The sequence below is a fragment of the Streptomyces sp. NPDC004629 genome, from assembly GCF_042873595.1.
Lineage (GTDB): Bacteria > Actinomycetota > Actinomycetes > Streptomycetales > Streptomycetaceae > Streptomyces.
The window spans coordinates 327,967-352,204 of sequence record NZ_JBIALO010000003.1 but is presented as its reverse complement, the minus strand read 5'-3'; the positions used below and the strand labels follow the sequence as shown (position 1 = coordinate 352,204).

18 protein-coding genes and 4 tRNA genes are annotated in these 24,238 nt (G+C 70.1%); 9 read left to right on the top strand and 13 right to left on the bottom strand.

All coding sequences use genetic code 11. The features are described from left to right. Positions 1–96 precede the first annotated feature (96 nt). The 4 genes from ACFYTE_RS06905 to ACFYTE_RS06890 all read right to left on the bottom strand — a co-directional run bounded on the left by ACFYTE_RS06905 (position 97) and on the right by ACFYTE_RS06890 (position 5,289). A complete protein-coding gene (locus ACFYTE_RS06905; protein WP_388705881.1) occupies positions 97–1,623 on the bottom strand; it encodes an amino acid permease in 1,527 nt (508 codons plus the stop codon). A 215-nt stretch (positions 1,624–1,838) separates the two neighbouring features. Further along, positions 1,839–4,082: a DEAD/DEAH box helicase gene (locus ACFYTE_RS06900; protein ID WP_388705878.1), complete on the bottom strand. Its 2,244-nt coding sequence runs from the start codon at positions 4,080–4,082 to the stop codon at positions 1,839–1,841. 257 nt (positions 4,083–4,339) lie between these two features. Further along, entirely contained in the window at positions 4,340–4,855 is a 516-nt protein-coding gene (locus ACFYTE_RS06895; protein WP_388705876.1) for a hypothetical protein, read from the bottom strand. 83 nt (positions 4,856–4,938) lie between these two features. Then, entirely contained in the window at positions 4,939–5,289 is a 351-nt protein-coding gene (locus tag ACFYTE_RS06890) for a metallopeptidase family protein (RefSeq protein ID WP_388705873.1), read from the bottom strand. An 83-nt stretch (positions 5,290–5,372) separates the two neighbouring features. Between ACFYTE_RS06890 and ACFYTE_RS06885 the strand changes: the two genes are divergently transcribed. From ACFYTE_RS06885 to ACFYTE_RS06855, 7 genes are all read left to right on the top strand, one after another. Next, positions 5,373–7,043, top strand: a complete 1,671-nt coding sequence (locus tag ACFYTE_RS06885) for a metallophosphoesterase (protein WP_388705870.1) — start codon at positions 5,373–5,375, stop codon at positions 7,041–7,043. An 80-nt stretch (positions 7,044–7,123) separates the two neighbouring features. Further along, positions 7,124–7,196, top strand: a tRNA-Glu gene (locus ACFYTE_RS06880). Positions 7,197–7,233: 37 nt separating this feature from the next. Beyond that, a tRNA-Asp gene (locus tag ACFYTE_RS06875) sits at positions 7,234–7,308 on the top strand. Positions 7,309–7,332: 24 nt separating this feature from the next. Beyond that, positions 7,333–7,406: transfer RNA gene (locus ACFYTE_RS06870), tRNA-Phe, on the top strand. A gap of 132 nt (positions 7,407–7,538) precedes the next feature. Beyond that, positions 7,539–11,516, top strand: coding sequence for an ATP-dependent RNA helicase HrpA (gene hrpA, locus ACFYTE_RS06865; protein WP_388705867.1), 3,978 nt, complete (start codon positions 7,539–7,541; stop codon positions 11,514–11,516). 93 nt (positions 11,517–11,609) lie between these two features. Further along, positions 11,610–11,684, top strand: a tRNA-Asp gene (locus ACFYTE_RS06860). Positions 11,685–11,839: 155 nt separating this feature from the next. Then, the gene (locus ACFYTE_RS06855) at positions 11,840–12,031 is read left to right on the top strand and encodes a DUF6274 family protein (RefSeq protein ID WP_388705864.1); all 192 of its coding nucleotides are present in this window, start codon (positions 11,840–11,842) and stop codon (positions 12,029–12,031) included. A 486-nt stretch (positions 12,032–12,517) separates the two neighbouring features. Here ACFYTE_RS06855 and bldC read toward each other — a convergent pair whose 3' ends face one another. Together bldC and ACFYTE_RS06845 are read right to left on the bottom strand one after the other, a co-directional pair. Beyond that, on the bottom strand, positions 12,518–12,724 hold the full coding sequence (gene bldC / locus ACFYTE_RS06850; RefSeq protein ID WP_003949541.1) for a developmental transcriptional regulator BldC: 207 nt from the start codon (positions 12,722–12,724) through the stop codon (positions 12,518–12,520). 506 nt (positions 12,725–13,230) lie between these two features. Next, the gene (locus ACFYTE_RS06845; RefSeq protein ID WP_388705862.1) at positions 13,231–14,073 is read right to left on the bottom strand and encodes a hypothetical protein; all 843 of its coding nucleotides are present in this window, start codon (positions 14,071–14,073) and stop codon (positions 13,231–13,233) included. 256 nt (positions 14,074–14,329) lie between these two features. Between ACFYTE_RS06845 and ACFYTE_RS06840 the strand changes: the two genes are divergently transcribed. Both ACFYTE_RS06840 and ACFYTE_RS06835 read left to right on the top strand, forming a co-directional pair. Continuing rightward, a complete protein-coding gene (locus ACFYTE_RS06840; protein WP_388705860.1) occupies positions 14,330–15,418 on the top strand; it encodes a Leu/Phe/Val dehydrogenase in 1,089 nt (362 codons plus the stop codon). 352 nt (positions 15,419–15,770) lie between these two features. Beyond that, positions 15,771–16,022, top strand: a complete 252-nt coding sequence (locus ACFYTE_RS06835) for a DUF3073 domain-containing protein (protein WP_121895237.1) — start codon at positions 15,771–15,773, stop codon at positions 16,020–16,022. 75 nt (positions 16,023–16,097) lie between these two features. On the opposite strand, the gene purM is transcribed toward ACFYTE_RS06835, so the two are convergent. The 7 genes from purM to purS all read right to left on the bottom strand — a co-directional run bounded on the left by purM (position 16,098) and on the right by purS (position 23,961). Then, the gene (gene purM / locus ACFYTE_RS06830) at positions 16,098–17,162 is read right to left on the bottom strand and encodes a phosphoribosylformylglycinamidine cyclo-ligase (protein ID WP_388705858.1); all 1,065 of its coding nucleotides are present in this window, start codon (positions 17,160–17,162) and stop codon (positions 16,098–16,100) included. Between the two features lie 30 nt (positions 17,163–17,192). Next, on the bottom strand, positions 17,193–18,722 hold the full coding sequence (gene purF, locus ACFYTE_RS06825) for an amidophosphoribosyltransferase (RefSeq protein ID WP_388705855.1): 1,530 nt from the start codon (positions 18,720–18,722) through the stop codon (positions 17,193–17,195). A gap of 73 nt (positions 18,723–18,795) precedes the next feature. Further along, entirely contained in the window at positions 18,796–19,623 is an 828-nt protein-coding gene (locus tag ACFYTE_RS06820) for an META domain-containing protein (RefSeq protein ID WP_388705852.1), read from the bottom strand. Between the two features lie 36 nt (positions 19,624–19,659). Next, on the bottom strand, positions 19,660–20,457 hold the full coding sequence (locus ACFYTE_RS06815; RefSeq protein WP_388705849.1) for a sterol carrier family protein: 798 nt from the start codon (positions 20,455–20,457) through the stop codon (positions 19,660–19,662). Between the two features lie 299 nt (positions 20,458–20,756). Continuing rightward, a complete protein-coding gene (gene purL / locus ACFYTE_RS06810) occupies positions 20,757–23,015 on the bottom strand; it encodes a phosphoribosylformylglycinamidine synthase subunit PurL (protein WP_388705842.1) in 2,259 nt (752 codons plus the stop codon). Further along, entirely contained in the window at positions 23,012–23,692 is a 681-nt protein-coding gene (purQ, locus tag ACFYTE_RS06805; protein ID WP_388705839.1) for a phosphoribosylformylglycinamidine synthase subunit PurQ, read from the bottom strand. Before purQ ends, purL begins: the two co-directional genes overlap by 4 nt. Beyond that, a complete protein-coding gene (gene purS, locus ACFYTE_RS06800) occupies positions 23,689–23,961 on the bottom strand; it encodes a phosphoribosylformylglycinamidine synthase subunit PurS (protein ID WP_067056252.1) in 273 nt (90 codons plus the stop codon). The genes purQ and purS overlap by 4 nt, the downstream gene beginning before the upstream one ends. Between the last annotated feature and the right edge of the window lie 277 nt (positions 23,962–24,238).

Sequence of the window (24,238 nt, the reverse complement as noted above, 5' to 3'; positions counted from 1 at the left end):
GCGGCCCCCAAGCGCATTGGTCGGCGGGTCCCTCAAGGATCCCCCGTCGTATCGGCCACAGAGTCCTCGGGGGCCAGGGGCGTGGGCGTGGGAGGGTCAGGGGTCTGCTGGTTCTCGGGTGGGTGAGTGGGGGAGGTGGGTTCGGGTGTGGGTGGGGCTGAGGAACCAGTGGCGTGCCGAGGCCAGCCACCAGGCCGGGGCGAAGCCCAGGACGACCAGGACGGCGACCGGGGCGTAGTTGAAGGTCTCCCAGGTGACCGGGGAGACCTGGGGCAGCATGAAGAGGACCGTGATCACGCCGACCCACCCCACCGCGACGATCCCGACCGGCCGCGACCAGCGGCCCAGATGCCAGGGCCCCCGCTCGAACGCCGCGCCCTTGCGGATCCGCAGCAGGGTCGGGACGACGTACGCGATGTAGAGGCCGATCACGGCGATCGAGGTCACGGCCGCGTACGCGGTCTCGTTGATCAGGTAGGGCAGCCCGAGGACGAGCGCGCCCGCCGCCGCCAGCCAGACCGCCGCCACGGGGGTGCGGGTGCGCGGGCTCACGGTGTGCCAGACCCGCGAGAAGGGCAGCGCGCCGTCGCGTGAGAAGGCGTAGATCATGCGGCTGTTGGCGGTCACGGAGGCCATCCCGCAGAACAGCTGCGCGCCGATCACGACGAGCAGCAGCAGCTTGCCGGCGGTCGCGCCGAGCGCGTCCAGGAGGATCTGGGCGGGCGGTGCCCCCGTCGGCGAGGCCAGCGCCCCGTCGTAGGACTGGATGGCGAAGGTGAAGCCGAGGAGGAGGACGAAACCGGCCACCCAGGACGTCCAGATGGAGCGGACGATGCCCTTGGGACCCGCCGTCGACGCGTCGTGCGTCTCCTCCGTCATATGGGCGGAGGCGTCGTAGCCGGTGAAGGTGTACTGCGCCATCAGCAGGCCGATCAGCACCACGTACACGCCGCTGCCCCAGCCCGTGTTGTTCACGAACTCGGTGAACACGAAGGACGCCGAGCGGTGCCGGTCGGGTACGAAGGCCAGCGCGCCGACGATCAGGCCGACGCCCAGCACGTGCCACCACACGCTGACGCTGTTCAGGAAGGCGACGATGCGGACGCCGAAGGTGTTCAGCAGGCCGTGCAGCAGCAGGATCACCGCGAACAGCAGGATGGTGCGCCCCGGGGTGACCTCGAAGTCAAACTGCAGATTCAGATAGGCGCCGAGGAAGGACGCGGCGCCGAAGTCGATGCCCGCCGTCACCGCGACCTGCCCCAGCACGTTGAACCAGCCCGTGAACCAGGCCCAGGCGGCGGCCGAACGCGGCGGGGCCAGGCGGTGCGCCCAGAAGTACAGGCCGGCCGACGTCGGATACGCCGAGCAGATTTCCGCCATCGACAGGCCCACGAACAGCGTCATCAGACCGACCGCCACCCAGCCCCAGGTGATCACCGCCGGGCCGCCGGTGTTCATCCCGAAGAGATAGAGCGTCAGACAGCCGGACAGGACCGAGATGATCGTGAAGGAGACGGCGTAGTTGGAGAACGCCGACATGCGCCGGGCGAGGACCTGGGTGTAGCCGAGCTGGGCAAGCCGTTCCTCGTCCGACGGCCGGCCCGCGATCGCGTCATCTGTCATGTCCCCAGCGATTCCCTCGCCGGGGGTATGACATGCGTCACACAGTGACCGGAAAGTGGCGGTAGTGCTGCCAGCCGGTCGCGATGCGCACCCGCGCGGCGAACGACCCCTTGCCCGTGCCGGTCTGCCGGCACCTGACGAGCGCCGTGGCCCCCACCGGTGTGTCGGTGGGGGCCACGGCGTTCGGTCACGGTGCGTCAGGCACGCGGGGTGCGTCAGCCGTTGCGCTTCCAGCGCGGCTTGTCCTCACGGCGCCCGAAGGAGCCGGAGCCGCGGTGGTCGTCACGGCGGCCGTACGGACGGTCGTGGCTGCCGGCGCGGAAACCGGGGCGGTCGGTCTGGCGGTCCCGGTTGAACGGGCGGTCGCTGCCGCGGTGCCCGGTCCGGTCGTCCCGGCGGAAGCCACCCCGGTCGTCGCGGCGCTCGAAGGAACGCCCGCCACGGTCCCGGTCACGGTCGAACGAACGGTCTCGGTCGAACGAACGGTCCCGGTCGAGCGGACGACGGTCGTCCCGGCGGAAACCGCCCCGGTCGTCACGCCGCTCGAAGGAACGCCCGCCACGGTCGTCCCGGCGGAAACCACCGCGGTCGTCACGCCGCTCGGACGGACGCCCACCGCGGTCACGGTCACGGTCACGGTCGAAGGAACGGTCACGGTCGAACGGACGACGGTCATCGCGGCGGAAACCACCCCGGTCGTCACGCCGCTCGAAGCCACGGTCACGATCCCGGTCGCGGTCCCGGGTGAACCCGGTGCGCTCGCCGCGCTCGCCCCGCTCCTCACGCCGGTCGCGACGCTCGTACCCGCCCGGCGCCGACGTCCGCTCACCGCGCTCCGCGCGCTCGGCCCGCTCCGGCCGTTCCACGTCCTGTGCCGTCGGCTGCTCCGGCACGGACACCTCGGTCGTCGCCTCCGCAGCCGCCGCCTGGGCCTCGGCCACCGCGGCCGCCGGGTCCTCGCCACGCTCGCGGGCGACCCTCGCGACCAGCCGGTCGGCCTCCTCGCGCAGCTCGGACGCCCGGCGCTGGGCGCGCTCCAGCTGCTTGGTGAGCTGGGCGACCTCGCGCTCGGCCTGCTGGGCGGCGTTGCCCGCGGACTCGGCCTGGACCTCGGTCATCGAGCGGGCGCCGGTGATCTCGGCGACCTCCGGGTCGAAGGCACCGGCGCCCTGGATGATGTGGCGCGCGGCGTCGACGCCCGCGTCCTCCATCAGACGGAAGATCTGGCGCCGCTGGTGCGGCAGCGACAGGGAGACGACCGTGCCGGTGCGGCCCGCACGTGCGGTGCGGCCGGCCCGGTGCAGATAGTCCTTGTGGTCGCCCGCCGGGTCGACGTTCAGCACCAGGTCGATGCCGTCCACGTGGATGCCGCGGGCGGCGACGTCGGTGGCGACCAGGACGTTGACGTACCCGTCCTTGAAGTCGGCCAGCGTCCGGGTGCGGGCGCCCTGGGTCATGCCGCCGTGCAGCGCGTCGGCCTTCACGCCCGCGTCGCGCAACTGCTCGGCGACACGGTCGGCGCCCAGCTGGGTGCGGACGAAGATGATGGTGCGGCCCTTGCGGGAGGCGATGGCCGCGGTGACCGGCGCCTTGTCCTTGGGCTTCACGATCAGGATGTGGTGGGACATCGTCGTGACCGCGCCCTGGGCCGCGTCCACCTCGTGTGAGACGGGCGAGGAGAGGTAGCGATCGACGAGGGTCTGGATCTCGTTCTCCATGGTCGCGGAGAACAGCATCCGCTGGCCGCCTGCCGGCACCTGGTCGAGCAGTTCGGTGACCTCGGGCAGGAAGCCCAGGTCGGACATCTGGTCGGCCTCGTCGAGTACGGCGATCTGCACGTCGTCCAGGGAGCAGGCGCCGCGGTTGATGATGTCGCGCAGCCGGCCCGGGGTGGCCACGAGGATGTCGACGCCCCGCTCCAGGGCGTAGATCTGGTTGCCCATGGACGTACCGCCGCAGACGACCTTCATCTTCAGGCCGAGGACGTCGCCGTACGGCTGGAGCGCGTCGGCGACCTGCATGGCCAGCTCACGGGTCGGGGTGAGGATGACGGCGCGCGGGTGCTTCTTCTCGGTGCGGCCGCCCGCCAGCGTGGCCAGCGTGGGCAGGCCGAAGGAGAGCGTCTTGCCGGAGCCGGTGCGGCCACGGCCGAGGATGTCCTTGCCGGTCAGGGCGTCCGGGATGGTCGCGGCCTGGATCGGGAACGGCACGGTCACGCCGTTCTGCGCGAGCTTGCGCACGATGCCCTCGGGCAGGCCGAGGTCGGCGAAAGTGATCTCGGGGGTGTCAGCGGTCTCGCTGACCTCGGAAACCTCGGTGCCAACGTCGGCCCGGCCGTCCTCGACGGCCTCCGGGTTCGCGGAGTGCTCGGTGTTCTGGGGGTGCTCTGTGTTCTGGGGGTGCTCGTGGTGCTCGGGGTGCTCGGACACGACGACATGGTCGGTGCTGGACACGGACATGCGAATGCGAAACCTTCCGGAGTCTCGTCGGCACGCGCCCGTCAACTCCGTGGTGCGCAATACGACCGCCTCAATGCGGTCAGCCACGGCAAAGGAGAGAACGCGCCACACGGCGCGCTCTGCGATGGCGCCGGGCAAATGGGATCAAACGATCTACCACCATACGCACCCACCACCCCCCAACGCAAACCGAGCCCCGAACCACAGCCGACCGGCACCCCGACGAGGCCGAAGTCCCGCCGGCCCGAAGCGCCCGGCTAGGCCGGAGCGCCCGCCGTCGGGGCCGGCTCGCGCTGCACCAGTTGCGGGCCCGGCTCCTCGTGCGCCGACGAGGACGGCTCCGCGGTCGGCGGCACGGGCGGCGAGGCGGGCGGCTCGGGAGGCGTCGGCGGAGGCGTCGGCTCGTCCGTGTGCGGGTCGGGCGGCTGCCCCCCGGGCGTCGCCGGATCGCGCGGCTTCTCGCTCCGCCCGGGCCCGGTCGTCGTCGCGGGCGCACTGCCCCGGCCCGAGGGCGTGGCCGACGCGGACGCCGACTCCTCGGACGTCCCCTTCCCGCCGCGCCCACGCTTGCCGTCACCGCCCTCAGCGCCCAGGCCCCCGGCAGCGGCGCCGGACACCGCCGAGCCGCCGCCGGGCGCCTTGCCGCCCTGCTGCGCGGCGGACGCCGACGGCCCGGCCCGGCCGGCATCGTCGCCGACGTTCACGCAGCCGGCGGCAGCGGCGACGGCCAGCGCCGTGACGGCGAGACGGACGGGTACGGACAAGGGGCGCACGGGAGCCACCTCCGACGACGGGCGGGCCAAGAAGACGACCTGCCCAACTCCCGCCGCCCACAAGAAGACACGCCTCAGCCCCGTCAGCCGTAGCCGAGCGCATGCAGACGGGCGTCATCGATCCCGAAATGGTGGGCGATTTCATGCACCACGGTCACCTCGGTCTCCGCGACGACCTCCTCCCGCGTCTCGCACATCCGCAGCGTCGGCCCCCGGTAGATCGTGATCCGGTCCGGCAGCACGCCCGCGTACCACTCACCGCGATCCGTCAGCGGAGTCCCCTCGTACAGGCCGAGCAGCTCCGGATCGTCGGCGGGCGGCTCGTCCTCGACGAACACCGCGACGTTGTCCATCAGCCGCGTCAGCTCCTGCGGAATCCGGTCCAGGGCCTCGGCGACCAGTTCCTCGAACTCCTCGCGCGTCATCTCCAGCACAGGGCCATTGTCCGGTACGGGACGGCCGCACGAGCGCCGCGGACCGCCGCATATCCGCTTCCGCGCCTGGGCATACGGGACCAATGGTCCGCGCCCGCGTCTCCCTGCCGAAACGCATCGTCTCCATACCGAAGCACGTCATCCCCGTGCCGAAGCACATCGCCTCCGTGACGAACCGGCTCACCTCCCTACCGAAACGCGTCGCCGGCCTGCCCCGGCGCCTCGCCTCCGCAGCGAAACGCGGCCCGAAGACGCCCCGTGCCCTGCCCGCCCTCGAACTCGCCGACCGGTCGCGCCCCTGGGCCCGGGCCCTCGGCCTGACGGCGGTCGTCCTGGTCGGCGCCTGGCTGGGGCTGCTGATCGTCGGCAACGTACGGGCCCCCGTCGGACCCATGAACACGACGATGACCCTGCGCCCCTCGCTCACCGGCGGCACGAAGATCAATGTCTCCCCGCTGGGCGCGCTGACCCTCGACAGCCATGTCGCGCCCGTCCGCCTGGACGTGAACGTCGACCAACTGGACCCGCTGCGCTCCCAGGCCCTCCTCGACCACCCCGAGCGGCTGTCCGGCCTCCAGGACGAGGTCTCCCGGGACGTCGAACACGGCACCATCGACCTGGCCGTGCGCTCCTGCGTCGCCGTCGTCGCCGGCGCCACCGCGCTGGGCCTCGCCGTCTACCGCCGCCCGCGCCGCGCCCTCACCGCCGGCGGCCTCGCCCTGGCCCTCCTCGCCGCCTCCGGCACGACGGCGTACGCCACCTGGAGCCCCAAGTCAGTGCTGGAACCGAAGTTCTCCGGCCTGCTCTCCTCCGCGCCCTCCCTGGTCGGCAACGCCCGCAGCATCGTCACCGAATTCGACGTCTACCAGAAGGAATTGGCGCGCCTGGTGACGAACGTGACGAAACTGTACGACGTCACCTCCACGCTCCCGGCCTACCAGCCGGACCCCACCACCCTCCGCGTCCTGCACGTCTCCGACATCCACCTCAACCCGGCGAGCTGGAAGATCATCGCCTCGCTGGTGGAGCAGTACAAGGTGAACGTGATCGTCGACTCCGGCGACACCATGGACCACGGCACGGCCGCGGAGAACGGCTTCCTGGACCCGATCGCCAACCTGGGCGTGCCCTACGTCTGGGTGCGCGGCAACCACGACTCCCGCGTGACCCAGCGCTACCTGGAGCGCCTGAAGAACGTGCACGTCCTGGACGACGGCCGGGCGCGGACCGTGGCCGGCCTGCGGTTCGCCGGCATCGGCGACCCGCAGTTCACGCCCGACCGCTCGGCCGCGCCCGGCGGCGACCGGGCCGAGCAACTGGCCGGGGACCGGCTGGCCTCGGCGCTGCGCGACCAGCGGGCCGCAGGGACGCCGGTGGACGTGGCCATCGCCCACGAGCCGTCGGCGGCCCGGGAGACGGACGGCGAGGTACCCCTCGTGCTCGCCGGCCATCTGCACCACGAGCAGACGGAGGTCATGAGGTACGGCACCCGGCTGCGCGTCGAGGGGTCGACCGGCGGCAGCGGACTGCGCGCCGTGGAGGGCCGTTACCCGGACCCGATCGAGGCCTCGATCCTCTACTTCGACCGGGACAGCCGACGCCTCCAGGCCTGGGACGAGATCAAACTGGGCGGGCTCGGACTGACGACAGCCGAGGTCAGCCGCCACCTCCCGGAGGAGAACCTGCCGGGCGCGAGCCCCTCCACCACGCCGTCCGGGACATCCGCACGGACCCCCACTCCGTCCGGCTCGTAAACCGTTTTGGCGATACCCCCCGCCATCCCATATGCTTCTGACGTCCCCGACGCGCTGAGAAGCGCCCAGGCGGGCCGATAGCCCTCATCGTCTAGCGGCCTAGGACGCCGCCCTTTCAAGGCGGTAGCACGGGTTCGAATCCCGTTGGGGGCACGCAACACCGTGTGCGACACTGTTGCACACAACGCAAGGTCCTGTGGAGCAGTTTGGAGTGCTCGCCACCCTGTCAAGGTGGAGGCCGCGGGTTCAAATCCCGTCAGGACCGCGAAGACCTCGAAAGAGGTCTTGCGGCTGGGTAGCTCAGCTGGTACGAGCGTCCGCCTGAAAAGCGGAAGGTCGCCGGTTCGACCCCGGCCCCAGCCACAGTCAAGGCCCCGATCTCCGGATCGGGGCCTTGTTGTATGCCCCGTACACCCCGTACCCCCCAGGGAGGGGCGCGTCGCGCCGCAAATCCGTTAGCCATGGATTTCTCCGGGATGAGATCCTGGGTCGCGTATGTCTACGCATCCCGCCCCCGGCGCACAGTCCCTCGGCGTTCTCGCCGGCCGCCTGACCGAGTTGTCGCTGCGTGATGCGCACCGACTCGGGCGCAGGCTTGAGGGCGCGCGCAAGATCCGTAAGCCGGAGGCCCGTGCGGCCGTGCTCGCCGAGATCGAGGGCGAGGTCGTCAGGGCCGAGGAGCGCATGACCGGGCGGCGCTCGCGCGTGCCCGAGGTCGGCTATCCGGAGCAGTTGCCCGTCAGCCAGAAGAAGGACGAGATCGCGGCGGCCATTCGCGATCACCAGGTCGTCATCGTCGCCGGTGAGACCGGTTCCGGCAAGACGACGCAGATCCCGAAGATCTGTCTTGAGCTGGGCCGTGGCGTCCGCGGGATGATCGGGCACACCCAGCCCCGCCGGATCGCCGCCCGTACGGTCGCCGAGCGGGTCGCGGAGGAGCTGCGGACGCCGCTCGGTGAGTCGGTCGGCTGGAAGGTGCGGTTCACCGACCAGGTCGACCCGGACGGCACCTTCATCAAGCTGATGACGGACGGCATCCTGCTCGCCGAGATCCAGACCGACCGTGAGCTGCGCGCCTACGACACGATCATCATCGACGAGGCCCATGAGCGGTCTTTGAACATCGACTTCCTGCTCGGCTATCTGGCGCAGCTGCTGCCGAGGCGGCCGGACCTGAAGGTCGTCATCACGTCGGCGACCATCGACCCCGAGCGTTTCTCCCGGCATTTCGGCGACGCGCCGATCGTGGAGGTCAGCGGGCGGACGTATCCGGTGGAGGTGCGTTACCGGCCGCTGCTGGAGGAGGACGGTGACGACGCCGACCGGGACCAGATCACCGCGATCACGGACGCGGTCGAGGAGTTGATGGCGGAGGGCCGCGGCGACATCCTCGTCTTCCTCTCCGGCGAGCGGGAGATCCGGGACACGGCGGACGCGCTGGAGAAGAAGAGCTACCGGTTCACGGAGATCCTGCCGCTGTACGCCCGGCTCTCGCATGCCGAGCAGCACCGGGTCTTCCAGCCGCATTCCGGCCGTCGGATCGTGTTGGCGACGAACGTCGCCGAGACGTCCCTGACCGTGCCGGGCATCAAGTACGTCATCGACCCCGGCTTCGCGCGGATCTCGCGCTACAGCCATCGCACCAAGGTGCAGCGGCTGCCCATCGAGCCGATCTCCCAGGCGAGCGCGAACCAGCGCAAGGGCCGCTGCGGCCGTACGTCCGACGGCATCTGCATCCGGCTGTACTCCGAGGACGACTTCGAGGCCCGGCCGGAGTTCACGGATGCCGAGATCCTGCGGACGAACCTGGCCTCCGTCATCCTGCAGATGACCGCGGCGGGCCTCGGCGACATCGAGAGGTTCCCGTTCATCGACCCGCCGGACCATCGCAACATCCGTGACGGCGTGCAGCTGCTCCAGGAGCTGGGCGCGCTCGACCCGGCGCAGCAGGACCCGCGCAAGCGGCTGACGCAGACCGGCCGCAAGCTGGCGCAGCTGCCCGTCGATCCGCGGCTGGCCCGTATGGTCCTGGAGGCCGACCGCAACGGCTGTGCGCGCGAGGTCATGGTCATAGCGGCGGCGCTGTCCATCCAGGATCCGCGTGAGCGCCCGGCGGACAAGCAGACGCAGGCCGATCAGCAGCACGCCCGGTTCAAGGACGAGACGAGCGATTTCGTCGCCTTCTTGAACCTGTGGCGGTACATCCGTGAGCAGCAGAAGGAGCGGGGTTCTTCCTCGTTCCGCCGGATGTGCAAGCAGGAGTTCCTGAACTTCCTGCGGATCCGCGAGTGGCAGGACATCTATACGCAGTTGCGAACCGTCGCGAAGCAGATGGGCATCCACCTCAACGAGCAGGACGCCCCCGCCGACCGCGTTCATGTCTCACTGCTGGCCGGCCTGTTGTCGCACATCGGCATGAAGGACGTGAAGAGCGCCGGCGCGGAGAGCGGCAAGGGCGGCGGGAGGAACGAGTATCTGGGCGCCCGGAACGCGAAGTTCGCAATCTTCCCGGGTTCGGCGTTGTTCAGGAAGCCGCCGCGGTTCGTGATGTCGGCGGAGCTGGTGGAGACGAGCCGGCTGTGGGCCCGGGTCAACGCGAGGATCGAACCGGAGTGGGTCGAGCCGCTGGCGGGTCACCTGGTGAAGCGGACCTACAGCGAGCCGCACTGGGAGAAGGACCAGGCGGCGGTGATGGCGTACGAGAAGGTGACCCTGTACGGCGTCCCGATCGTCGCCGACCGCAAGGTCAACTACGGCCGGATCGACCCGGAGGCCAGCCGCGAGCTGTTCATCCGGAACGCGCTCGTGGAGGGGGACTGGCGCACCCATCACAAGTTCTTCGCGGACAACCGCAGGCTGCTCAGCGAGGTCGAGGAGTTGGAGCACCGGGCGCGGCGCCGGGACATCGTCGTGGACGACGACACGCTGTTCGACTTCTACGACCAGCGGGTGCCCGAGGACGTGGTGTCCGGGGCGCACTTCGACGCGTGGTGGAAGCGGAAGCGGCACGAGCAGCCGGACTTCCTGGACTTCGAGCGGGAGATGCTGATCCGCGAGTCGGCGGCGGCGGTCACCGAGACCGACTATCCCGATTCCTGGCGTCAGGGGCCGCTGACGTTCCGTGTGACGTACCAGTTCGAGCCGGGTGCGGACGCGGACGGCGTGACCGTGCACATTCCGCTCCAGGTCCTCAACCAGGTCACGGCCGAGGGTTTTGACTGGCAGATCCCGGGGCTGCGCGAGGAGGTGGTCACGGAGTTGATCCGTTCGCTGCCGAAGCCGATCCGGCGCAACTATGTGCCCGCGCCCAACTATGCGAAGGCGTTCCTGGAGCGTGCGGTGCCGTTGCAGGAGCCGCTGCCGGTGACCATGGCGCGTGAGCTGAAGCGGATGGTGGGGGTGCCGTTCGAGGCGGACGACTTCGACTGGTCGAAGGTCCCCGACCATCTGAAGATCACTTTCCGGATCGTCGACGAGCGGCGCCGCAAGCTCGCCGAGGACAAGGACCTGGAGGCGCTGCGGCTGCGGCTGAAGCCGAAGGCGCAAAAGGCGCTCTCGCAGGCCGCGGCGGCGACGGCCGTGCGCACGGGCGGCGAGTCGCTGGAGCGCACCGGGCTGACGGACTGGACGATGGGGTCGCTCACCCGGGTCTTCGAGACGCGCCGGGCCGGTCAGCCCGTGAAGGCGTACCCGGCGCTGGTGGACGACGGCGACACGGTCTCCGTGCGGCTCTTCGACACCGAGGCGGAGCAGACCGAGGCGATGTGGCGGGGCACGCGCCGGCTGATCCTGCGGAACATCCCGGTGAATCCGGCGAAGTACGCGAGCGATCATCTGACGAACGCCCAGAAGCTCGCCCTGTCCGCGAATCCGCACGGCTCCGTGCAGGCGCTGTTCGACGACTGTGCGATGGCGGCGGCGGACCGGCTGATCGCCGATTTCGGTGGTCCGGTGTGGGACGAGGAGTCGTACCGGAAGCTGTACGACAAGGTGCGCGCGGAGATCGTGGACACGACGGTGCGGACGGTCGGTCAGGTGCAGCAGGTGCTGGCCGCCTGGCAGTCCTGTGAGCGCCGGCTGAAGGCGGTGCGCAGCCCGGTGCTGCTGCCGAATCTGGCGGACGTCAGGGCCCAGCTGGACGCCCTGGTGAAGCCGGGCTTCGTGACCTGGGCGGGGGTGCGGCGGCTGCCCGATCTGATGCGCTATCTGGTGGCGGCGGACCGGCGGCTCCAGCAGATGGCGACGGGCGTCCAGCGGGACACCACGCGCATGGAGAAGGTGCACGAGATGCAGGACGAGTACGCGTGGCTGCTGGAGCAGTTCCCGCAGGGCCGTCCGGTGCCGGCCGCGGTCCTGGACATCCGGTGGATGATCGAGGAGCTGCGAGTCAGCTACTTCGCGCATGCGCTCGGCACGGCGTATCCGGTCTCGGACAAGCGGATCGTGAAGGCGATCGACGCTGTCGTCCCGTGATCGCTCGGGTACGTTGGGTGAGTTCGACCAGGGGCCCACCCTCCTGTACAGTCTTTTCTCGCAGCGCACCGCACGAATGGCGCCGCGACACCAGGTCCTGTGGAGCAGTTTGGAGTGCTCGCCACCCTGTCAAGGTGGAGGCCGCGGGTTCAAATCCCGTCAGGACCGCAGTGCATGAGGGCCCGCCCCGACAGGGGGCGGGCCCTTTTTGTGTTTCCGGGTGCGGCCGGATGGAGCCGGGGCGCCTTGACGGCGGCACTTTCCACCGGTACCCAGGGAGCAGGGCCCACCCGACCCCGTGTGCGGGCCTGTGGAGGTGGGGTATGGCGGCGGTGGCCAGGCACGAGACGCGGGCGCTTCTCAGGGCCCATCTGTCGGCCGCTTCTTCCTACCGGCATGTGACCCGCCATTGCGCGATCTGCCACCGTCTGCTGCGTCTGGCGATGGCCTCCGCCCCGCGGAGCGCGGAGGCCGGGGAGGACGCCGGCGAGGACGAGAGCGCCCTTCCCGCGTGACTCTCGCCGCCCCAACACCCTTGCCACGATGGGCAACTGGCCCCGCGGGCCGGCTCCAGCGCGAGCCCTGGGCGGGCTCCTCTAGCGCATCCGGACCGGCGGTAACAAGCACCTCGACATGTGACGGGTGTCACCGCACGAGTTTGTGAAACGGTGGCTCTTACGCACGTCCTACAACTAGTCAATTTAATATGTACAATTGCACCCCTCTCCGGGGCCTTCCGCAGCGGATCCGACACCCCTCCCCAGACTCCGACAAGCCCGCTCACAGACCCCGCGTCTGCCCGGCCGTCGGCGCACAAAAAAGATCGCGCTGGACCCGGCGGAGTCCAGCGCGATCGACGACGCACCCTGTGTCGCTGCCTAGAACGTTCTGATCGGCTTGGGCGTGGGGCCTGTTGGGGCAGATCCCGCGTCGCTTGGAGCTAGGTTCCGGGCGCCTCGACCGATCGGGGGAACCAGTCGTATTGCCCGGTTATGGAGTTGTCAGGCCTCGCTGCGCTGCTGCGGGATGCCCGCGAGCAGTGCGCGGACCTCCGCCTCGCGGTAGCGGCGGTGCCCGCCGAGCGTACGGATCGACGTGAGCTTTCCGGCCTTCGCCCACCGCGTGACCGTCTTCGGGTCCACACGGAACATCGTGGCGACCTCAGCCGGGGTCAGCAGCGGCTCGGCATCAGGGGTGCGAGCGGTCATGAGCGGCCTCCTCGGGAGAACCGAACCTTCTCGGTTCTTTCCTCTAAATTCTGCACCTTGACCCGCGTTGCCCGAAATGGCGGACGCGAGTCGAGTCGGTTATAGGACGAACGGCTTGTCCTCGGCACTACAACTACACCATCTGTCCAGCCGCGTCGGCCAAACCGATGGAATTGCCCTCCCAGGTGTTCATCACCGACGGAAGCCGATGGACCATGCCATAGCGGACAGTCACGCCACTGTGACGATCAGTCACAGTCGCCCCCAGGAGTCACCAGACCCCCCTAAAGCGTCTGATGCTGAGCCCTTCCCGGACTCCTTGTCCTATTTTGGCATGAGGAGGGGTAAGAGACGCAAGGGCCGGGTAAAGTGCGGTCCATCACCCTTGACGCAAAAGCCCGGATCGGGTCCAACATCCCGTGACGTCGGGGACGTCGGGGAAGTGCCGTCGACCGTACGCGGTCCCTGCCGTCACAGCCGTGACCTACATCACTTCTGATATCACATCAGTTTGCGGAGCGAAGGTCCCGGACCGTCCGCCAGCGCTCCACGAGCCGGCCGTACGCCTCCCCCGCGGCGGCCCCGTCGCCCCGGCGCAGCGCGTCGATGCCCTCGGCCACGTCGGCCGCCGAGTGGTCCCCCGCCAGCTCGCCCGCGGGCACCGCGTGCACCAGACCGCCGTAGTCCAGCTCCACCAGTGAGCGCGGATGGAACTCCTCAAGCCAGCGCCCGACATCCAACACGCCGTCGATCAGGGGCCCCTCCTCGACCGCGTCCTTGAGCGTGCGCAGCGCCCGCGCCACCCGGCGCCGGGCCTGCACCATCGGCGTGCGGTAGCGCAGCAGCGGCGCCTCCTCGTCGGCGCCCTCGGCGTACTCCCGCTCCGTGTCGGAGACCAGCACGAACCAGCTCAACGGCACCTGCCAGGTGGCCGTGCGGATCCAGGGGCGGGCATCGGGGTTACGGGCGAGCCAGCGCTCGTAGTCCTGGGCGGCCTGGCGGCGCACGACCGGGGGCAGCACCGCGTCCAGGACCGGCGGCGGCAGCTCATCGGCCAACTCGCCCAGGGCCTGCCAGCCCCGCAGCCGGGTGCGCCAGGGGCAGACGCAGACCACCCCGTCGACGTCCAGCACAAAGGCCTCGCCGCTCTCGTGCACCGGCACCGGCATCGGCGGGGTGGGCAGCAGATCCGCCAGGGAGCGGCGCAGCTCGTCCTGGTAGGAGGGGCGGTCGGGGCGGCGGGCGTAGCGCGCCCAGTGGCCGCGCTCCGACTCCGGGAAAGCGGCCAGCGGTTCGTACACACGCAGATACGTCGCGTAGGGGACGATCACCGAGGACACCTTGGGCACGCCTGCTCCCTCCCCATCGGACCCGGCTCGAAACCCGTGCGGAACCCGCACTCGGACCTGCCCGAGCGGCGCTCGGACATAGGGAAACCCAGGGAAATCCTGCCACGGCCACGGACGGACGGACGACGCGTCAAGGTGATCCTGAACACTGTGCGGTCGGCGGGCGGCCCAGGCTCTACGCTCGTGCCACGGCATCCCGCCACCTGCACGGGAAACCCGTTCTCCACTCGCCGCTACTTACCCGGGAGTCACCACAGTGACCGACGTGACCAACGGCGTCCTGCGCACCCTGTTCCACTCGGACCAGGGGGGACATGAGCAAGTCGTGCTCTGTCAGGACCGCGCCAGCGGCCTCAAGGCCGTCATCGCCATCCACTCCACCGCCCTGGGCCCCGCGCTCGGCGGCACCCGCTTCTATCCGTACGCGAACGAGGAGGAGGCCGTCGCCGACGCCCTCAACCTCGCGCGCGGGATGTCGTACAAGAACGCCATGGCCGGTCTCGACCACGGCGGCGGGAAGGCCGTGATCATCGGCGACCCGGAGCGGGACAAGTCCGAGCGGCTGCTGCTCGCCTACGGGCGGTTCGTGGCCTCGCTCGGCGGGCGGTACGTCACCGCGTGCGACGTCGGCACCTACGTCGCCGACATGGACGTCGTGGCGCGCGAGTGCCGCTGGACGACCGGCCGTTCCCCGGAGAACGGCGGCGCGGGTGACTCCTCCGTACTCACCGCCTTCGGCGTCTACCAGGGCATGCGCGCCTCCGCCCAGCACCGGTGGGGCGATCCCTCGCTGCGCGGACGCCGGGTCGGCATCGCCGGCGTCGGCAAGGTCGGCCACCACCTGGTGCGGCACCTGCGGGACGAGGGCGCCGAGGTCGTGATCACGGACGTGCGCGAGGAGGCCGTGCGCCGCATCCTCGACCAGCACCCCGAGGGCGTGACGGCGGTCGCCGACACCGAGGCGCTGATCCGGGTCGAGGGGCTGGACGTCTACGCCCCGTGCGCGCTCGGCGGCGCCCTCGGCGACGACAGCGTGCCGGTGCTCACCGCCAAGGTGGTGTGCGGCGCCGCCAACAACCAGCTCGCCCACCCGGGGGTGGAGAAGGACCTCGCCGACCGCGGGATCCTCTACGCGCCGGACTACGTGGTGAACGCCGGCGGGGTCATCCAGGTCGCCGACGAACTGCACGGGTTCGACTTCGACCGGTGCAGGGCGAAGGCGGCGAAGATCTTCGACACCACGCTGGCCATATTCGCACGTGCGAAGGAAGACGGGATTCCGCCGGCCGCCGCGGCCGACCGGATCGCCGAGCAGCGGATGGCGGAGGCCCGCACCGCACGCTGAGCGCTCCGCCGGAGGGCCCATGACGCGCCGCCGGCCGGCTGCGGCGGCATCGTGGCCGGTCCCCCGATCCCCCGTCCGACCGGTACCCGCCGGCTTGAAGTTAGAGAGAACTCTCACTTCAACCGGCGGGTCGTTCCCGGATAAGTGGTTAAAATCGCCACTGACCAGCGAGGACGGGGCACCTCGCAGGTCCTGCGCAGACGCGCGTCCTGCGGGCGACGTACCGTATGGGCGTGGGCTCAGGTACCGTGGAAGCCCTACGGACGGGCCTCTCTGCGGAGAGTCCGTTCCGGATCATGAACGCGTGTCAGACTCTGGGGCCGTCGAGCCCCGTCGTTGAGGGGGTCGAGCCATGGGGCGCGGCCGGGCCAAGGCCAAGCAGACGAAGGTCGCCCGCCAGCTGAAGTACAACAGCGGTGGGACGGACCTCTCACGCCTGGCCGAGGAGCTGGGCGCATCGACGTCGAACCAGTCGCCGAACGGCGACCGCTTCGAGGACGATGAGCATGACGACGACCTGTATTCACGGTACGCCGACCTCTATGAGGACGACGACGAGGAGGACGAGGACGGCCAGTCCTCGCAACACCGTCGCGGCGCGTGACGCCGGTAGCGGCCTTAGCCGTGTCATCCCGGTCCGGGGTTCACCACCGGACCGGGATTTATGCTGACGTCGCGGTTACGCGTAGCCGCCCACCAGCTTCGCGCCCGTGGGTTCGTCCCCTCGGTCGGTGATCTCGCCGGCCACCCAGGCATCGACCCCGCGGTCCGCGAGCGTCGCGAGGGCCGCGTCCGTCGACTCCTGCGGCACGACCGCGATCATGCCGACGCCCATGTTGAGGGTCTTCTCCAGCTCCGGTCGCTCTACGTCACCGGTCCTGCCGACCAGGTCGAAGACCGGGCCCGGGGTCCAGGTGGAGCGGTCGACGACGGCGTGCAGCCCGTCCGGGATCACCCGCGCGAGATTGGCGGCGAGCCCGCCACCGGTCACATGGCTGAAGGCGTGCACCTCGGCGGTGCGGGTCAGCGCCAGACAGTCCAGGGAGTAGATCCTCGTCGGCTCCAGCAGCTCCTCGCCGAGGGTGCGGCCGAACTCCTCGATCCGCGCGTCCAGGGACAGCCCGGCCTGGTTCAGCAGCACATGACGGACCAGGGAGTACCCGTTCGAGTGAAGACCGGAGGACGCCATGGCGATCACCGTGTCCCCCGTACGGATAAGTTCCGCGCCCAGCAGCCGGTCGGCCTCCACGACGCCCGTGCCGGCGCCCGCGACATCGAAGTCGTCCTCGCCCAGCAGACCCGGGTGCTCGGCCGTCTCGCCGCCCACCAGAGCGCATCCGGCCAGCACACAGCCCTCCGCGATGCCCTTCACGATGGCCGCGACCCGCTCCGGGTGCACCTTGCCGACGCAGATGTAGTCGGTCATGAACAGCGGCTCCGCGCCGCACACCACGATGTCGTCCATGACCATCGCGACCAGATCATGGCCGATGGTGTCGTACACGCCCAGCTGACGGGCGATGTCTACCTTCGTGCCGACGCCGTCGGTGGCGGAGGCCAGCAGCGGGCGCTCGTAGCGCTTGAGCGCCGAGGCGTCGAACAGGCCGGCGAAGCCGCCGAGGCCGCCGAGGACCTCGGGGCGCCGGGTCTTCTTCACCCACTCCTTCATCAGTTCGACGGCGCGGTCGCCCGCCTCGATATCGACGCCCGCGGCTGCGTAGCTGGCACCAGTGGTCTCAGGCATGACTGTGACTTTCGTGTCGTACGGCAGGTGTTACGGGCGACGGATCGCGTCGACTGCGGCCGGGGCGGCCGTGCCGGCCGCCAGCTCGGTCTCCAGGAGCTGCTTGCCGAGCAGCTCGGGGTCCGGGAGTTCCATTGGGTACTCGCCGTCGAAGCAGGCGCGGCACAGGTTCGGCTTGGCGATGGTGGTCGCCTCGATCATGCCGTCGATGGAGATGTAGGCCAGGGAGTCGGCGCCCAGCGAGGCGCCGATCTCTTCGATGCTCATGCCGTTGGCGATCAGCTCGGCGCGGGTGGCGAAGTCGATACCGAAGAAGCAGGGCCACTTGACGGGGGGCGAGGAGATCCGGATGTGCACCTCGGCCGCGCCCGCCTCGCGGAGCATGCGGACCAGGGCGCGCTGGGTGTTGCCGCGCACGATGGAGTCGTCCACGACGACCAGGCGCTTGCCCTTGATGACTTCCTTGAGCGGGTTCAGCTTCAGGCGGATGCCGAGCTGGCGGATGGTCTGCGAGGGCTGGATGAAGGTCCGGCCGACGTAGGCGTTCTTGACGAGACCGGCGCCGAACGGGATCCCGCTGGCCTCCGCGTAGCCGATGGCGGCGGGAGTGCCGGACTCCGGGGTCGCTATCACCAGGTCGGCCTCGACCGGGGCCTCCTTGGCGAGGCGGCGGCCCATCTCCACACGGGAGAGATACACGTTCCGGCCGGCGATGTCGGTGTCGGGGCGGGCCAGGTACACGTACTCGAAGACACAGCCCTTGGGCTTCGCTTCCGCGAATCGCGACGTACGCAGACCGTTCTCGTCGATCGCCACGAACTCGCCCGGCTCGATCTCACGCACGAAGCTGGCGCCCGTGATGTCGAGGGCGGCGGTCTCCGAGGCGACCACCCAGCCGCGCTCCAGGCGGCCCAGCACCAGCGGGCGGACGCCCTGCGGGTCACGGGCGGCGTACAGGGTCTGCTCGTCCATGAAGACGAGCGAGAAGGCGCCCCTGACCTTGGGGAGGACCGCGTGCGCGGCCTCCTCGATGGTCAGCGGCTTGCCGTCGTCGTCGACCTGCGCGGCGAGCAGCGCCGTGAGCAGGTCGGTGTCGTTGGTGGCCGCGACCCGGGTCGAGCGGCCGTTGGTGTCCTTCGGCAGGTCGGCGACCATCTCGGCGAGCTGCGCCGTGTTGACCAGGTTGCCGTTGTGGCCGAGCGCGATGGAACCGTGCGCCGTGGCACGGAACGTCGGCTGGGCGTTCTCCCACACGGAGGCGCCGGTGGTCGAGTAGCGGGCGTGTCCGACCGCGATGTGACCCTGGAGCGAACCGAGTGAAGTCTCGTCGAAGACCTGCGAGACCAGGCCCATGTCCTTGAAGACGAGGATCTGGGAGCCGTTGCTGACCGCGATTCCCGCGGATTCCTGACCCCGGTGCTGGAGGGCGTAGAGCCCGAAGTACGTGAGCTTTGCGACCTCTTCGCCCGGAGCCCAGACCCCGAAGACGCCACACGCGTCCTGGGGGCCTTTCTCACCGGGGAGCAGATCGTGATTGAGTCGACCGTCACCACGTGGCACGGCTCCGAGTGTAGGCGAGATCGACCACTGGTCCGAATTGGCTAATGCCCCGAAGATGCGTGTTCGTCATCCGTCACGGTTCCGCGACCGCGCTGACCCACTCGCCGTTTTCGCTGGTCAGCGTGAGGCTTCGGTGATCCAGGCGGTAGCCGACCGTGCCGCCGAAGAGGCGCAGCAGGCTCTTTTCCGTATGCATGAGTGAGACGTCGCACACCATTCGGGTGGTGGCGGGAGTGCCCAGAGTGATATGGGCGTCGCGGACCGTGGCCTTCGCGGTCACCCGGTTGCAGCCCAGGCTGCCGGTGACCCGGCCGCTCTTCTCGCCGAAGACGAGATACGGCGCGGCGCCCCCGGGCGGCGAGGCCGCGGTGCCGTCGGGGCCGTCGGGGCCGTCGGCACCGAGTGCCGTGATCATCCACTTGGAGCCCCGCAGTGGCGCGTCCGGCTCCTCGGTCAGCCGCACGGTGTCACCGGCCTCGGTAACAAGGGTCAGTTCGCCGCCGCGCACCCGGGTGGTGAGCGGGCCGTCGGCGAGGGTACGGGCGAGCGCCCGCTCGAAGGCCATCGGCTCCTGCGCGCAGCCCATCTCGGTCACCCCGGCGTCTTCGAGCGTCAGACGGTCGCCGTCGAAGGCGGCCAGAGCGCTGAAGTGATTGCAGCCGTAGTTGCCCCGGACCCGGCCGTCGGCGAACTCGGCGTAGGCCCCGGCGGGCGCCCGCCGCATCGTGCCGTCCACGGTGACGCTGTCGACGCTCCAGCGGACGCCGGTGACGGACGCGCGGACGGAGCCGGAGCCGCCGTCCGCGCGCTCGCTGCCGCAGGCCACGAGCGGCAGCAGCACGAGCGGGGCCATCAGGGTCAGGCGCCGCCTCTTCCGGTTCCTGGTCCACGTGCTGTCCATGGTCCTTCGACGCGGCGATGCGGCCTTCGGTTCACGCTACGACATCAGCGGCAGCAGTCCGCCGAGATCCGCGCGCTCGCCGCTCGCGCTGACCTTCGCGTCCGCCACGGCGTCCGCCCAGGCCAGCCGTCCCGTGACGAGCCGGATCCAGGTCAGCGGGTCCGTCTCCACGACGTTCGGCGGAGTGCCGCGGGTGTGCCGGGGCCCCTCCACGCACTGCACGACCGCGTACGGCGGGATGCGCACCTCGGTGGAGCCGCCCGGCGCCTTCACCGCGAGGGCGTCGGCGAGCAGGCGGGTCGCCGCGGCGAGCGCCTGCCGGTCGTAGGGGGCCTCCAGACCGGGCACGGCGGCGTTCAGGTCGTCGGTGTGGACGACGAGTTCCACGGTCCGGGTGACGAGATAGTCCGCGAGCGGCAGGGCGCCGGCGTTGGTCTCCAGGATCCGGCTGCCGGGATGCGCGTCGAGCCGGGCGACGAGGTCGCGCTCGACGTCCGCGAGGTAGGCGACCGGATCGGGGTGACGCGCCACGATGCCGCGGGTGAACTCGTCGATGGCCGGGGCGCCGGCCGACGTGGCGAACGGCCAGTCGAGAAGCGTGGCGCCCTGCCGGGGCGGCTCCGGCCGGTCGAGGGAACGGCCGATCGCCGTGACCGCCATCCCGATGTGCGCGACGAGTTCGCGTACGGTCCAGTCGCCGAGCCGCGTGGGAAGCGCCAGCTGTTCGGGAGTGAGGGTGCGGACCGCTTCCCGTACGGTGCCCAGCTGGGCGAGGACCGCGGTGCGGGTTCTGGCGGGGTCGTAGGTCCGGGTGCGCGTTCTGGCCGGGGACATAGACGCTCCGCTGGGTGGGCCGAAGGGCGTTGGAGGGGGGTGCGTTGGGAGAGCGGGGGTGTGGGAAAGGGTGGGATCCGTGGTTGAGCCGGTGCGGGTTCGTCGTGGTTGAGCGCGCCGTTCCCCGCGCCCCTGTCGGGCGCGCTGGCCATCAGCTTCGCTGCGTGGTCCGGGGCGCCTCGGGGAGGGTGGATCCGTTGGCGGACTGGGTGCGGGTTCGTCGTGGTTGAGCGCGCCGTTCCCCGCGCCCCTTTCAGGGCGTTGCGGGTGGAGCCCCGCTGTGGGCGGGGCTCCGGGGGTTAGGACAGGAGGGACGGGATGGTTGATTCGTGGGTTGTGCGTAGGTGGGCCAGGGGGAGGTCGAACTCGTCCTGGAGGGTGATCGTGTCGCCGTCCACCACTCCGATACGGGTGGCCGGCAGGCCCCGCGCACCGCACATGTCGTTGAAGCGGACCTCCTCCGAACGGGGCACCGCGACGAGCGCGCGGCCGGCCGACTCGGAGAAGAGGAAGGTGAAGGCGTCCAGACCGTCCGGCACGACCAGGCGCGCGCCCTTCCCGCCGAGCAGGGCCGACTCGACGACCGCCTGGATCAGACCGCCGTCCGACAGGTCGTGCGCGGAGTCGATCATGCCGTCGCGGGAGGCGGAGATCAGGATCTCGGCCAGCAGCCGCTCGCGCTCCAGGTCCACGGCCGGCGGCAGACCGCCCAGGTGGTCGTGGATCACCTGGGACCAGGCCGAGCCGCCGAACTCCTCACGCGTGTCGCCGAGGAGGTAGAGCAGCTGGCCCTCCTCCTGGAAGGCGACGGGGGTGCGACGGGCGACGTCGTCGATGACGCCCAGAACCGCCACGACCGGGGTGGGGTGGATCGCAGCCTCGCCCGTCTGGTTGTACAGGGAGACGTTGCCGCCCGTCACCGGCGTGCCCAGCTGCCGGCAACCGTCCGCGAGGCCGCGCACGGCCTCCGCGAACTGCCACATCACCGCGGGGTCCTCGGGCGAGCCGAAGTTCAGGCAGTCGGAGACCGCGAGGGGCTTCGCACCGGTCGTCGCCACGTTCCGGTACGCCTCGGCGAGCGCCAGCTGCGCGCCCGTGTACGGGTCCAGCTTGGCGTAGCGGCCGTTGCCGTCCGTGGCGATGGCGACGCCGAGACCGGTCGACTCGTCGATGCGGATCATGCCCGAGTCCTCGGGCTGGGCCAGCACCGTGTTGCCCTGCACGAAGTGGTCGTACTGGGACGTGATCCACTTCTTCGACGCCTGGTTGGGTGAGCCCACGAGCTTGAGGACCTGGTCCTTCAGCTCCGCCGACGTCGCCGGCCGGGGCAGCTTGTTCGCGTCGTCCGCCTGGAGTTCGTCCTGCCAGGCCGGGCGGGCGTACGGGCGCTCGTACACCGGGCCCTCGTGCGCGACCGTACGCGGGTCGACGTCGACGATCTTGCCGCCGTGCCAGTAGATCTCCAGACGGTCGCCGTCGGTGACCTCGCCGATCACCGTGGCGATGACGTCCCACTTGGCGCAGATCTCCAGGAAGCGGTCGACCTTCGCCGGCTCGACGACCGCGCACATGCGTTCCTGCGACTCGCTCATGAGGATTTCCTCGGGCGAGAGCGTGGAGTCGCGCAGCGGGACGTCGTCCAGGGTGACGCGCATGCCGCCGGAGCCGTTGGAGGCCAGCTCGGAGGTGGCGCAGGACAGGCCGGCCGCGCCGAGGTCCTGGATGCCGACGACCAGCTTCTCCTGGAAGGCCTCCAGGGTGCACTCGATGAGGAGCTTCTCCTGGAAGGGGTCGCCGACCTGGACGGCGGGGCGCTTGGAGGGCTTTGCGTCGTCGAAGGTCTCGGAGGCGAGGATCGACGCGCCGCCGATGCCGTCGCCGCCCGTGCGGGCGCCGTACAGGATGACCTTGTTGCCCGCGCCGGACGCCTTCGCCAGGTGGATGTCCTCGTGCCGCATCACGCCGATGGCACCGGCGTTGACCAGCGGGTTTCCCTGGTAGCAGGCGTCGAAGACGACCTCGCCGCCGATGTTGGGCAGGCCCAGGCAGTTGCCGTAGCCGCCGATGCCGGCGACGACTCCGGGGAGCACCCGCTTGGTGTCGGGGTGGTCGGCCGCACCGAAGCGCAGCGGGTCGACCACGGCGACCGGGCGGGCGCCCATCGCGATGATGTCGCGGACGATGCCGCCCACACCCGTGGCCGCGCCCTGGTAGGGCTCGACATAGGAGGGGTGGTTGTGGGACTCGACCTTGAAGGTCACGGCGTAGCCCTGGCCGACGTCCACGACGCCGGCGTTCTCGCCGATGCCGACGAGGAGCGCGTCGGACTCGGGGGCCTTCTCGCCGAACTGGCGCAGATGGACCTTGGAGGACTTGTACGAGCAGTGCTCGGACCACATGACGGAGTACATGGCGAGTTCGGCGCCGGTCGGGCGGCGGCCCAGGATCTCCACGATCCGCTCGTACTCGTCCTTCTTCAGGCCGAGTTCGGCCCAGGGCAGCTCGACGTCGGGGGTCGCGGCCGCGTGTTCGACCGTGTCCAGAGGCGTCCGGCTCATGCGCCCACCAGCTTCTTGAGGATCGAGGTGAAGAAGGGGAGGCCGTCGGTGCGGCCGGTACCGATCAGCGGTTCCACGGCGTGCTCGGGGTGCGGCATGAGACCGACGACGTTGCCCGCCTCGTTGGTGATGCCGGCGATGTCGCGCAGCGAACCGTTGGGGTTGACGTCCAGGTAGCGGAAGACGACCCGGCCCTCGGCCTCCAGCTTGTCGAGCGTGTACCGGTCGGCGACGTACCGGCCGTCCATGTTCTTCAGCGGGATGTGGATCTCCTGGCCCTCGCGGTAGTCGCCGGTCCAGGCGGTTCCCGCGTTCTCCACCCGCAGCCTCTGGTCGCGGCAGATGAAGTGGAGGTGGTCGTTGCCGAGCATCGCGCCCGGCAGGAGGTGGGCCTCGGTGAGGATCTGGAAGCCGTTGCAGATGCCGAGGACCGGCAGTCCGGCCCGCGCCTGCTCGATGACGCTCCCCATCACCGGCGAGAACCGGGAGATGGCGCCGGCCCGCAGATAGTCGCCGTAGGAGAAGCCGCCGGGCAGCACCACGGCGTCGACCTGCTTGAGGTCCTTGTCCTTGTGCCACAGGGCGACCGGTTCGGCGCCGGCGAGGCGGATCGCGCGCCGGGTGTCCTGGTCGTCGAGGCTCCCCGGGAAAGTGACGACGCCAATACGAGCGGTCACTTGGCGGCCTCCGCGACTTCCGCCGCCTCTTCGACCTTGACGGTGAAGTCCTCGATCACGGTGTTGGCGAGGAAGGATTCCGCAAGATCGTGGATGCGGGCGAGCGCGGCCTCGTCGACCGGCCCGTCAACTTCCAGTTCGAATCGCTTTCCCTGACGTACATCCGAGATACCTTCGAAACCCAGGCGCGGCAGGGCACGCTGGACCGCCTGGCCCTGGGGGTCGAGGATCTCCGGCTTGAGCATGACGTCGACTACGACGCGTGCCACTGGCACTCCCGGTGTGTGGTGCTGAGCAGGTTCCTTCAGCGTACCCGTACGGAATTTCTACGCGGGTAGAGTTGGAGGAACCTACGTGATCGCCATCACGATCCGGCATCGAAGGGGTGCGGTTGTGAAAAGTTCCGGGAAAGATCCTCGGTCGGTCCCTCATAGCTATTGCGCTCGGACACGCTGAGGGATTTAGTCGGGCTTCACATTTCATTGCCGGGCACTGTACAAATGAATTGGCAATAGCCGATACTCGGCACGTCATCGCAGCTGAGCT